This is a genomic window from Pseudotabrizicola formosa (assembly GCF_002900965.1).
GTDB lineage: Bacteria > Pseudomonadota > Alphaproteobacteria > Rhodobacterales > Rhodobacteraceae > Pseudotabrizicola > Pseudotabrizicola formosa.
Genome location: NZ_PJOM01000003.1, coordinates 22,362 through 34,745, shown reverse-complemented (window position 1 = coordinate 34,745; position 12,384 = coordinate 22,362). Strand labels below are relative to the sequence as shown.

Genomic DNA, 12,384 nt, shown 5'->3' with positions numbered 1-12,384 from the left:
GCATCACCACTTGTCGGGGCCCTTGTCCGAGTAGCGGCGCGCCAGAAAGTCAATGAAGGCCCGAACCTTGGGCTGGGTAAACCGTCCTGGCGGGTAAACCGCATAGATGCCCAGAACCTCGGTTGGCAGGCCCGGCAGCGCTTCTTCGATCTGTCCGGCCTTCATCGCTTCGGCATAAAGAAAGCTGGGCAGATAAGCGATTCCAAGACCGGAGATTGCCGCATTCAGCAGCGACTGGCCATCATTCACCGTCAGCCAGCCTGCCGTGCGGACCTGACGCTTCTCGCCGGAAGGCGCGGTGATTTTCCAGACGTTGCCATTGGCCTGATTCGAATAATGCAGCAGCTTGTGCTCGTTCAGATCGTCGATCTTGAGCGGGCGGCCATAGCGCTGGAAATAGCTGGGCGAGGCGATCATCCGCTTGGTCGTATCGGTGAGCTTGCGGGCGCGCAACGAGCTGTCTTCCAGCTCTCCCACGCGGATGGCCATGTCAAAGCCTTCGCTGATCAGCTCGACATAGCGGTTGTTCAAGACCATGTTGACGGTGATATCGGGATATTCGAGCAGGAAATCGCCCAGAATGGGCGACAGCAGATTGACCCCGAAATCGGTGGCAACGCTGATGCGCAACAATCCAGATGGGGCAGACTGCATCGAAGTGACCAGCGCATCCGCCTCGCCGGCGTCGTTCAGAACGCGGCGGGCGCGGTCGTAATAGGCAAGACCAATTTCGGTTGGGCTGACCCGCCGGGTGGTCCGGTTCAGAAGGCGCGCGCCAAGCCGCGCTTCCAGGGCCGACACATGCTTTGACACGGCAGATTTGGAAATGCCCATCTTTTTTGCCGCATCTGTGAAGCCGCCCTGGTCAACGACCGTGGCGAAGGCTTCCATTTCAGTCAGTCGGTCCATTTTTTTCCCCAGCAGGCAGCAATACGGGTTCGTAAATTGGTATTGATCCCGAATTCGGGCAGGATCGCGGCACTTGTGCGTCCTATCCGGGGAATTCCCACACACCGTTCCGGAAGGGGAAACAGCAGATCACAGTCCATGGTTCCGCATTTGCACAATATCTGCGCAGAGTTTTGGAAACGATCGTGATTTGTGCAACAGTAATGCGGCAAACCGGACAGACAGGGCTATATGGAGAAATAAGACCACGCCTGCTGTTATGCAGATCCTGACCTCACGAGAAGTAAGCGAATGTCAATCAAGGCCGCGATCCACCATCTGACGCATTACAAATATGACCGTCCCGTCACGCTGGGACCGCAGGTCATTCGTCTGCGCCCTGCCCCGCACAGCCGGACCCGGGTGATTTCGCATTCGCTCAAGGTCAGCCCGGGCGGGCATTTTGTAAATCATCAGCAAGACCCTTTCGGCAACTGGCTGGCGCGCTTTGTGTTTCCCGAACCGGTGCGCGAGTTCAAGATCGAGGTGGATCTGGTCGCCGATATGGCGATCTACAATCCGTTCGACTTCTTTGTCGAAGAGGCGGCGGAAACATGGCCCTTCGACTATCCGGTCGATCTGACCGACGATCTGGAGATCTACCGCCGCAAGGATGCCGCCGGCCCGTTGCTGCAGGCGTTTCTGGACACGGTGCCGAAAGACCGGATTCGCAGCGTCGATTTCGTGGTCAATCTGAATGCCATGGTGGCGAACACCTTGCGCTATACCATTCGCATGGAACCGGGCGTGCAGACGCCCGAAGAAACGCTGGGTGTGCAAAGCGGATCATGCCGCGATTCGAGCTGGCTTCTGGTGCAGGCACTGCGCCACTTCGGTTTTGCGGCGCGGTTTGTGTCGGGCTATCTGATCCAGCTGAAGCCGGATCTGAAGGCGCTGGACGGGCCTTCGGGCACCGAGGTGGACTTCACCGATCTGCATGCCTGGTGCGAGGTGTATCTGCCGGGGGCGGGCTGGGTCGGGCTTGACCCGACCAGCGGTCTCTTGGCCGGGGAAAGCCACATTCCGCTGGCCGCCACTCCGCATTATCGCAATGCCGCCCCGATTTCGGGCATGGCAAGTTTTGCCGAGGTCGATTTCGCCTTTGACATGACCGTGGCCCGCGTGGCCGAACATCCGCGCATCACCAAACCCTTCAGCGATGACGCTTGGGACCAGCTGAACGCATTGGGGCAAAAGGTGGATGCGGCGCTGGAGGCGGGCGATGTGCGGCTGACCATGGGCGGCGAGCCGACGTTTGTGTCCATCGATGATTTCGAGGCGGAAGAGTGGAATACCGCCGCCGTCGGACCCACCAAACGAGTGCTGGCCGATCAGCTGATCCGCCGGTTGCGCGACCGTTTCGCACCGGGCGGTTTCCTGCATTACGGGCAGGGCAAATGGTATCCGGGGGAAACGCTGCCGCGCTGGACCTTCTCGCTCTACTGGCGCACCGATGGCCAGCCGATCTGGTCAGATCCGGCGCTGATTGCCCAGGAAGGCGCGCAGACCGGGGTGACCACCGATGATGCGCAGCGCCTGCTGGCCCAGATCGCCGATGATCTTGCGCTGGACGCCGATTGCATCCTTCCCGCCTATGAAGATCCGGCGCAATGGCTGGTGAAAGAGGCGAACCTGCCGGACAATGTGACGCCTGCCAATTCCAAGCTGAAAGACCCCGAAGAACGGCATCGTCTGGCGACCGTCTTCAACCGGGGCCTCACCAATCCGTCCGGCTTTGTGCTGCCGGTGCAGAGCTGGCAAACCCGGGCCTCGGGCCGCCGCTGGAGGACAGAACGCTGGAAGCTGCGGCGCGGCCATATGTTCCTGGTTCCAGGCGACAGCCCGGTGGGTTACCGCCTGCCGCTGGAAAGCCTGCCCTGGCTGCCGCCGTCGCAATATCCCTATATCAATCCGGTTGACCCCACGGTGGAGCGCGCGCCCCTGCCGGTGCCCAACAGCCCGGATGTGACCGAACAGCGGCCCCAGACCTCGGCGAGCTTTACAGCCGCCTCGGCGCAGGGGGCACAGGTCGAACAGGGCAGCGGCGAGACGGAGCTGGACGGCCACATCCGCACGGCCCTGTCGGTGGAACCGCGCGACGGGCGGCTGTGCGTGTTCATGCCGCCAGTTGTGTCGGTCGAGGATTACCTTGATCTGGTGCGCGCGGCAGAACAGGCGGCCAAGAAGTTGGGCCTTCAGGTCCATATCGAAGGCTACGCCCCGCCGCATGACCCCCGCCTGAACGTGATCCGCGTTGCCCCCGACCCGGGGGTGATCGAGGTGAACGTGCATCCGGCCCATAACTGGCAGGACTGCGTGGATATCACATCCGCGGTGTATGAGGAGGCACGCCAGTGCCGCCTTGGGGCCGACAAGTTCATGATCGACGGCAAGCATGCCGGAACGGGAGGCGGCAACCATGTGGTTGTTGGCGGTGCCACGCCGAACGACAGCCCCTTCCTGCGCCGCCCGGACCTGTTGCGCAGCCTGATCCTGCACTGGAACCGGCACCCGTCACTGTCTTACCTGTTCTCGGGCCTGTTCATCGGGCCAACGTCACAGGCCCCGCGCATGGACGAGGCGCGGCATGACGCGCTGTATGAAATGGAAATCGCTTTGTCGCAGATCCCCGCCCCCGGGCAGGGACCGGCCCCGATGCCCTGGCTGGTGGACCGTCTGCTGCGCAACATGCTGACCGATGTCACCGGCAACACGCACCGGGCCGAGATCTGCATCGACAAGCTGTTTTCCCCCGATGGCCCGACCGGGCGGCTGGGTCTGGTCGAGTTCCGCGGCTTTGAGATGCCGCCCGATCCGCGCATGAGCCTGTCGCAACAACTGCTGATCCGCGCGCTGATCGCCCGGTTCTGGGCCAGCCCGGCGCAGGGCGAGATGACCCGCTGGGGCACCGCGCTCCACGACCGCTTCATGCTGCCGCACCATGTCTGGCAGGATTTCCGCGACGTACTGGCAGATCTGGCGCAACACGGCTTTGCGCTGAGTGAAGACTGGTTCAAGGCGCAGGCCGAGTTCCGCTTTCCGTTCTGCGGCGAGGTGGAATATGAGGGCGTGCATCTGGAACTGCGTCAGGCGCTGGAGCCGTGGCATGTCTTGGGCGAAACCGGTGCCATCGGCGGCACGGTGCGCTATACCGACAGCTCGACCGAGCGGTTGCAGGTCAAGCTGACCGCGCCCGACCCGTCGCGCTACCGCGTGCTGTGCAATGGCCGCATGATGCCGCTGACCGATGTGGGCGCGGGCGAGGCTGTGGCAGGTCTGCGCTACAAGGCTTGGCAGCCCTCATCCGCCATGCATCCGGTGCTGCCGGTGGATGCGCCGCTGACCTTTGACATCCATGACACCTGGTCCGGGCGGCCCTTGGGCGGCTGTGTCTATCACGTCGCCCATCCGGGCGGGCGCAACTATGACACCTTCCCGGTGAACGGAAACGAGGCAGAAGCACGCCGCCTGGCACGGTTTGAAGCAAGCGGCCACCGCCCGGGCCATCATCCGCGCCCGGTGGCCGAACGCCCGCACCGGGAATTCCCGCTGACGCTTGACCTGAGGCGGCCCATGGGTCTCTAGTCCCCCGATGGACAGCGCAGGAACGGACAAGGTGAAACCGACAGGCACCGGCAAGATGCGGGACCGCGGCCTGTCGGCCTATCGCCCCTTGCCCGGCGTGCCGGATGAGCTGGTGAAGGCAGACGGCACGCTGCGGCCATTGTGGCAGCCGCTGATCGACCATCTGCAAAGCCTGACAGATGAGGGGCTGACCCGCGCCACCGGCCGGGCCGATCAATATCTGCGCGATTCCGGCGTGTTTTACCGGCAATACGGGTCAGGCCAGTCGGTCGAGCGACCCTGGCCACTGAGCCATATTCCCGTTGTGATCGACGAGGCCGACTGGGCCGAGCTGACCCCGGCGCTGATCCAGCGCGCCGACCTGCTGGAAGCCGTCATGGCGGATCTGTATGGAGACAACCGGTTGGTGGCCGAGGGCCACCTGCCCGCGGCCCTGGTTGCGGGCAATCCGGAATGGCTGCGGCCCCTTGTGGGTGTGCGTCCGGCTTCGGGGCACTTTTTGCATTTTGTGGCGTTTGAAATCGGGCGCGGCCCGGATGGGCGCTGGTGGGTGCTGGCCGACCGCACGCAGGCGCCTTCGGGCGCGGGCTATGCGCTGGAAAACCGGGTGGCCACCTCGCGCGCCTATACCGACGTGTTTGCCGGCCAGAACATCCATCGGCTGGCTGCGTTTTTCCGCGAGTTTCGTGATGCGCTGCTGGGCCTGCGCAGCGCGCGCGACGGTCGGGTTGCCATCATGACCCCCGGCCCGCTGAACGAGACCTATTTCGAGCAGGCATGGATCGCGCGCTATATGGGCGTGTCGCTGGTGCAGGGCGAAGACCTGACCGTGGCCGATGGCCGGTTGATGGTGCGCACCGTATCGGGGCTGCGGCCGCTGGATGTGCTGTGGCGGCGGCTGGACGGCAGCTATGCCGACCCGCTGGAGCTTGACCCCGCCTCGCGCATCGGCACGCCCGGGATGGTGGCGGTGTTGCGACAGGGCGGGCTGACCATGGTAAACTCGCTGGGGTCCGGCATCTTGGAGACCCGGGCCTTGATGGCCTTTTTGCCCAAGCTCTCCCTGCATCTGACCGGCACCAAGCTGGCCATGCCCAATATCGCGACCTGGTGGTGCGGCGGCCGTGCCGAACAGGCACAGGTTATGGCCGCGCGCGCGCGTCTGGTGCTGTCAGCGGCGCTTGGGACCGGCCTGCCCTTCGACCGGCAGGGCGAAAGCACGCCAGCGGCGACCCTGACCCCGGAAGAGCTGGCGCAGCGGTTGGCGCAGGAAGGGCCGGATCTGGTGGCGCAAGAGGCGGTTACCCTGTCGACCACGCCCGCGCTGATCGACGGCAGGATCGTCCCCCGCCCGATGAGCTTGCGGGTGTTTCTGGCCCGCACGCCCACCGGCTGGCAGGTGATGCAGGGCGGCTTTGCCCGGATCGGTGCTTCGACCGACCCGACCGCGCTTGCGATGCAGCGCGGGGGCAGTGCAGCAGATGTCTGGATCGTCAGCAAGGATGAGGTGCCCGCTGTCACCATGGTGGCCGCAGCCGATGCGCCAGACCGCCGCTCGGTGCCCGGTGCCCTGCCAACGCGGGCGGCGGACAACCTGTATTGGCTGGGCCGCTATGTCGAACGGACCGAGGGCATCATCCGGCTGTTGCGCGCCCGCCACATCCGGCTAGCCGAAGGCGGACGCGCGGCTCTGCCGCTGCAAAAGCAGATGGATGCGGTGCTCAAGGGCTATGATGTCGACGGAACGGCTGGCCTGCCGCCCGGCCTGCTGGATACCCTGCGGGCCGCCGTGGCCACCGCCGGACAGGTCCGCGACCGCTTTTCCCCGGATGGCTGGTCCGCCCTGAACGATCTGGACAAGACCGCGCGTCGTATGGCGGGCAACGTGACCCCGGGCGATGATGCGGCCCGCGCTTTGTCGGCGCTGCTGCGCAAGCTTGCGGGGTTTTCCGGTCTGGTGCATGAAAACATGTACCGCTTTTTCGGGTGGCGCTTTCTGTCGATCGGGCGGCAGTTGGAGCGGTCTTCCTCGATAACCGGCGCGCTTGCTGCCTTTGCCGATGCCAAGTCGGCGGCGGGCGGCCTTGATCTGTGTATCGAACTGGGCGACTCTGTTCTGACACACCGCCGCCGCTTCAGCGTGGCGTCGTCGCGCGAGTCCGTGATCGAACTTCTGGCGCTTGACCCGATGAATCCGCGCTCGCTGCGCCATTTGTTTGACGGGCTGAACGAACAGGTGCAGACCCTGCCCGGAGCGGCGACGCACGGGCAACTTTCACCCCTGGGCCGCGCCATGTTGCGCTGTCAGGTCGATATTGCCACCGCCACGCCGGACACGCTCACAACCGCTGCCCTGCAGGACATGCGTGGCAAGATCGCCGGAATTTCCGATCTTCTCACCGAGGCTTATTTGCGGTGACGCTCTATGCCGTGCGCCAAACCATACACTATGATTTCGCGCGCCCAACCGGGGCCGGGCGGCAACTGTTCCGTATCCTGCCCGCCGATATTCCGGGCCGGCAACGGCTGCGCGAGGCGGGCTACGCCTTTCAACCCGATGTGGGCGAGCGCGGCGAATTCCGGGATTTCTTCGGCACCAGCGTGATCGAGGCCGCCATGCCGCCCGGCCTGACCCGTCTGGCGCTGACCATGCATTCGGTGGTCGAACGCATCGCGGATGACGCCTTGCTGGATCTGTCGCCCCGCTTGCGAGGGCTTGCGGCAGAGTTGGCGGCCCATCGCACGGTGGGGCCGCGCGCACCGCATCACTTCACCCTGCCATCCCGCCGCATTGCGGCCACCCCCCGGATTGGTGCCTTTGCGCAGGATTTGCGCTGCGATCAATGCACGGTCCGGGACATGGTGGAAACGCTGGGCCTGGCCTTGCACGAGCATATGACCTTTGATTCCAAGGCAACCAGCGTCAACACCACGCCCGAGGATGCGTTTGTCCAAGGTCGGGGGGTGTGTCAGGATTTTGCGCAGATCATGATCGGGGCCTTGCGCAGGCTGGGCATTCCTGCCGCCTATGTCGCCGGCTATCTGCGCACCCTGCCCCCACCGGGCCGGCCCCGGCTGATCGGGGCTGACGCCATGCATGCCTGGGTCCGCGCCTGGACAGGTGAGGAAATGGGCTGGGTCGATTACGACCCCACCAATGCCTGTTTTGTCCGCACCGACCATATCGACGTGGGCTTTGGCCGCGATTACGACGATGTGGCCCCTGTCACCGGACGGCTGAGGCTGGACGGGCACCAATCGGGCAGCCACAGCGTTGATATCGAAGAAATCACGCCCTGATCTCCGCCCCCCGCAGACGGGCTGGCTGGTGCGGCCCGGTCGCGGCGCGTGCAGCTGATCTCAATAGACCGGGAACCTGATGGCGGGTCTGGTCGTTGCCTCCCTAGAACATAGTCCGTCGGGCCAGACAGACCTGCCACCCGGGACATCACGCCGGCTGGCGCAGTCTTGGACGGGCGAGCAAAGAGTTTTCACACGGGGGCAAGATCGACGATGGCCGATGACACCAAAAGCGGATTGAACAGGACAACCAGCGTCATTGCGATTGCCGCTGTGATCGGCTGGATCGGCACCATCTATTTCTACTCTCAGCAGCGCGACGCCGCAGACCAGCTGGAAGCGGCTCTTGCAGATCGCACCACACTTCAGCAAGACCTTGAAGCCCAACGCGCCGCGTCGGGCACATTGTCAGAGTTGAACGCTTCCATTGCGCAACTGTCCCCCGAAGTGGAGGACCGGACCGCCCAATTGGCAGCCGTACAGTCCGAACTGGACCAGTTGACCCTGCAGCGCGATGAGGCGCAGGCGGCCCTCACCACCTTGACCCAGGCGCAGGAGGCCGGCCAAAGCGCGCTGGACGATCTGGAGGCCCAGGTTCAACCGCTGCGAGACGAGCTTGCGGGCTATGAGCAGCGCCGCGCCGATCTGGAAGCGCAGGTCGCGGCGCAGACCGAGGAGATGGCACTGGTCGGATCACGGCTGGAAGACGCCCGCGCGCGCGAGGCCGAGGTGCGCCAGGTGTTGTCTGATCTTGCAACTGAGTCCGCCACGCTGAGCGAGACAGCGGCCGAAGCCGAAACCCGGCTGCAAACCGTGCTTCAGGACGCCGCCGCGACGGAGGAAACAACCGCGCAGTTGCGGCAAGAGGCGCTCCGGCTGGAGGACCAGTCGCGCAGCCTTACCGATGAAGTCGCCCGCCTGACTGCCTTGCAGGCCACCCTGACCGAGGATGTGACAGGCCTTCAGGCCCAGCGTGAAGACAGGCAGGCGGTGCTGAGCAGTCTGACGGATGATGTTGCAATCCGCTCGCAAGATCTGTTGCGGATCGAGCAGCAGGTGGAAGCCCTTATGGCGCAACAGAACACGCTGATCACGCGCGGCTCTGACAGTTTCGAGCGTGCGGCTGGCCAGGCGGACGGCGACGCGCCTGATGGTGGAGCGGGGACCGAGACAGAGCAGCCCGACGATGCCGCTTCGGCACAAGACCCGGTGACCGACACGCCCCAGACCGCCAGCCCCTCTGAGCCTGAAGACGGTGCCGCAGCGCAGACCGATGGCTCGGGGGAAGCCGAAGCTGGTGTGGAAGGTGAAGCCGCAGAGCCACAGGATGACGCGGTGACTGCCGAAACTCAGGGCAGCGAGCCAGATCAGAATTCGCCGTCCGACAGCACAGCCCCAGAGGATGGTGCGGCAGAGGCTGACCCGACCCTGCAGTCCGGCGAATATACCTCCGATGGCATGAGCCTGGTGCTGACCGATGCGGGAGGCTTTCAGATGACGGATGGCGATCAGTCGCTGTCCGGCGCTTACTCGGTAAACGGCGAAACCTTGCGGCTTGAACCTTCGGCAGAGTCCGCTGGGACGGCTGCCCCGCCGATCGACTGCGATTTTACCATGGCTGAGGCTGGCGGCTTTGATGTTGCCGCTGACCAAGCCGGCTGCGAAATTCTGGCCGGACGGAGCTTTTCTGCGGCTCAGACAAGTCCCTGACGGGAGGGCGGCTTTGACCGGAAGACGCCGCCCTTCCACGACGAACGTGAAGACCAACCTTCGACCAACGTCCGCGCGGCCTCACCAGCCGCAGGCAGCTGCACGTCATCAAGCATGGAGGGAGCATGGGAAGTTTCATCCCACCCCAAGACGACATGGCGCAGGGTTGGGAAGGGATCACCGGGCGTTGTCGCTGCTATGTCCTGTGACTGCGTAGTTTCCGAGGCTGCACAAGCCCCGCTCATACAGGCAAAAGGAGGTACGATCTGTCAAACTAACGAGTGTTGCGAAAATCCGGAAAGCCGCGACGAGACCGGAACCGGGCGGTGCGCAAGCCCCCTGACCGTACCGACCCGTTCTTACCCCGGACAGTCCAGCTTTCCGGATTTTCTCAAGTCTTCACGCTGCACGCAGGCCGCGCGCCTGTGCTGCGTGATCCGCCTTGCCGATGGCACGCCAGCGCATCCCCTGGCACGGCATCGTTCCCCCCAATCGAAGGAAATACCCCATGAATCAGATCATCTACATCGTCGGCGCAGTTGTGATCGTGCTCGCCCTGCTCAGCTTTGTCGGCCTGCGCTGATTTGCGCGCCTCAATACAAGGAAACCAGACATGATGTCAGATACAGTGCCCCCCCGTCAGCCTGTCAGCACCACGCCGGTGCCCGCAGAAGGGTCTTACGTGGACTGGGCCGCCATTCTTGCCGGGGGGATTTTTGCCCTGGCACTTTCGCTTTTGCTGATCACCTTTGGAACCGGACTCGGACTTTCACTGACCTCTCCCTACAGAGGGGAGGGCGTTTCAGCCGCCTGGGTGGCCATCGCGGCTGGCATCTGGTTTGCCTGGGTCATGGTGACAGGATTCGGAGCGGGCGGCTATATTGCGGGCCGCATGCGCCGCAAGGCAGGTGACGCGACCGCATCCGAAGTCGAAACGCGTGACGGTGTGCACGGGCTGCTGGTCTGGGCCACAGGCGCGCTGATCGGCACCATTCTGGCCACGTTCGGCGTTGGCGGATTGCTCAATGCTGGTGCTGCGGCAACCTCGACGGCGGTGGAAGTGGCCGGTGAGGCCGCCTCATCGGATTACTTTGCAGATCTGATGCTGCGTGGCACGGCGGCGGCGGACACCCCCTCGCAAGCGACCGGACCCGCCTCCACTGACCCCGCGGTTCAGCGGGAGGTTGCCGCTATCCTGGCGCAAAGCGCAGTGGCCGGAGACATGGCAGAACGTGACAGCGCCTATCTTGCGCAGATTGTCGCAGCCAACAGCGATCTGGATGAAGCCGCAGCGCGCGCGCGGGTTGATGAGGTCAATTCAGAGATCGCCGCGGCACGTGACGAGGCTGTTGCCGCCGTCGAAGCAGCCCGGGTGACCGGAGTGGTCTTTGGCTTTATCGCCGCCGCCACCCTGCTGATCGGTGCCGTTGCTGCCTTCTTTGCCGCCGCGGCCGGTGGACGTCATCGTGACGAAGGACTGGGACTGGACGTTCTGATGGTGCGCCGCTGAGGCAGGACCGCCCGTTCCCCCGATACAGAAGAAAGGAAAGATCATGCCCGCTCTTATTGCCTGGCTGCTCGGAGCGCCGCTCCTCGTTGTCATCATCATAGCTGTTCTGCTCTGAGCTTGGCCTGCTGCGGCTTCCACAGGAAAGGCTCTCATGGGCCACCCCTTGGCAAAAGTCTTCTGCAGCAGGTCAGTCAAAACTTCGAGGCCGGGCGGCACAGCCCGGCCCTCTCCAGGGGGCGGTCGCAATCGGCACTGCCCCCTGAAACAGAACACGGGACCGTCAAGGCTCTTGCCAGACCGGGACAAGAACACCTGAAGGCCGCAGCAGAAGTTCAGCAGGCATTGGGTCTGCCAAGTCCCTGCCCTGCGCGGCGGTCGTGCCAACCCACGCGATCAGACCGACATCAGACGCCGTGGCGCGTTCTGCCTTGGAAAAGGTTAGGGGCCTGCCGGGTCTTACCGAAAGCGAGACGCATCCCATGCCAGACATGCATCCTTTCCACGCGCTTTTGCCCTTGCAAACCGTGGCCCTGCGCCGCCGGGCGCTGACGCTGACCTCGAACCCGCATCGGGCCGAAGATCTTGTGCAGACGACCCTTCTCAAGGCATGGAGCAGCCGTGACAGCTTTCAGCCGGATACGAATTTGCGCGCCTGGCTGTTCACCATTCTGCGCAATACCTTCTTTTCTGAGATCCGAAAATATCGCCGCGAGGTCGAGGATGTCGACGGGATAGGCGCAGAGTCCCTGTCGGAAGAGCCGAGACAGGAGCACGCCGTGGCGCTCACCCAATTGCTTGGGCTGATTGCGCGGCTGCCCCTCGATCAACGCCGGCCATTGGTCTTGATGAGCGTGCTGGGATTTTCCCAGCAGCAAGCGGCGCAGGTCTGTGGCTGCACGGTCGGCACGATCAAAAGCCGGGTAAGCCGCAGCAGAGACGCTTTGGAACGGCTGATGGGACAGGACGATACGCTAAGCCAAAACCGGTTGCGACGCTCAGGCGGTGCATCACCCGGGTCTACACAACCGCCCAGCTGTTTTGCCGAAAGGTGAGACTGCCAGCATGGACTGACAGGGCACTGGACTCCACGAGATTACGCCTGACTGGGTTGAGACATGACAGCTGCCCTGTTTGTCCGCGGGTCCCTTCTGGCGCTGGCGGCGCCTGGCACCACATCTTTCACCCTTTCTATGGAACCAAGCGGGCCATCGCGCGTTAACCCTTCTGCAATCGCGCCGCAGGAGGCAGCAGGTCATGAACACGCAGCCGTCGCTTTTCCGGGCCAGCCTTCGGGCTGAGGCCGAAAAGCCTGCTGGCCCCCGCCCAGCCTT

Annotated in this window: 8 protein-coding genes; 7 read left to right on the top strand and 1 reads right to left on the bottom strand. The window is 64.0% G+C overall.

The window, feature by feature from the left end; all coding sequences use genetic code 11:
- Positions 1–3: 3 nt before the first annotated feature.
- Complete coding sequence (locus tag CXR43_RS11440) at positions 4–909, bottom strand: LysR family transcriptional regulator (RefSeq protein WP_103334241.1); 906 nt, start codon at positions 907–909, stop codon at positions 4–6.
- A 291-nt stretch (positions 910–1,200) separates the two neighbouring features.
- On the opposite strand from CXR43_RS11440, the gene CXR43_RS11435 reads away from it, so the two are divergent.
- The 7 genes from CXR43_RS11435 to CXR43_RS11410 all read left to right on the top strand — a co-directional run bounded on the left by CXR43_RS11435 (position 1,201) and on the right by CXR43_RS11410 (position 12,105).
- On the top strand, positions 1,201–4,533 hold the full coding sequence (locus CXR43_RS11435) for a transglutaminase family protein (RefSeq protein WP_103334240.1): 3,333 nt from the start codon (positions 1,201–1,203) through the stop codon (positions 4,531–4,533).
- 55 nt (positions 4,534–4,588) lie between these two features.
- Positions 4,589–6,952, top strand: a complete 2,364-nt coding sequence (locus tag CXR43_RS11430) for a circularly permuted type 2 ATP-grasp protein (RefSeq protein ID WP_103334649.1) — start codon at positions 4,589–4,591, stop codon at positions 6,950–6,952.
- A complete protein-coding gene (locus tag CXR43_RS11425) occupies positions 6,949–7,833 on the top strand; it encodes a transglutaminase family protein (RefSeq protein WP_103334239.1) in 885 nt (294 codons plus the stop codon). The genes CXR43_RS11430 and CXR43_RS11425 overlap by 4 nt, the downstream gene beginning before the upstream one ends.
- 213 nt (positions 7,834–8,046) lie before the next feature.
- The gene (locus tag CXR43_RS11420; protein WP_103334238.1) at positions 8,047–9,543 is read left to right on the top strand and encodes a hypothetical protein; all 1,497 of its coding nucleotides are present in this window, start codon (positions 8,047–8,049) and stop codon (positions 9,541–9,543) included.
- 448 nt (positions 9,544–9,991) lie between these two features.
- Positions 9,992–10,126 (top strand): hypothetical protein, encoded by a 135-nt coding sequence (locus CXR43_RS18180; RefSeq protein WP_267134639.1) that lies wholly within the window; start codon positions 9,992–9,994, stop codon positions 10,124–10,126.
- A gap of 30 nt (positions 10,127–10,156) precedes the next feature.
- Positions 10,157–11,053, top strand: a complete 897-nt coding sequence (locus CXR43_RS11415; protein ID WP_103334237.1) for a hypothetical protein — start codon at positions 10,157–10,159, stop codon at positions 11,051–11,053.
- Positions 11,054–11,577: 524 nt separating this feature from the next.
- Positions 11,578–12,105, top strand: a complete 528-nt coding sequence (locus CXR43_RS11410; protein ID WP_210402091.1) for a sigma-70 family RNA polymerase sigma factor — start codon at positions 11,578–11,580, stop codon at positions 12,103–12,105.
- The last annotated feature ends 279 nt before the right edge of the window (positions 12,106–12,384 follow it).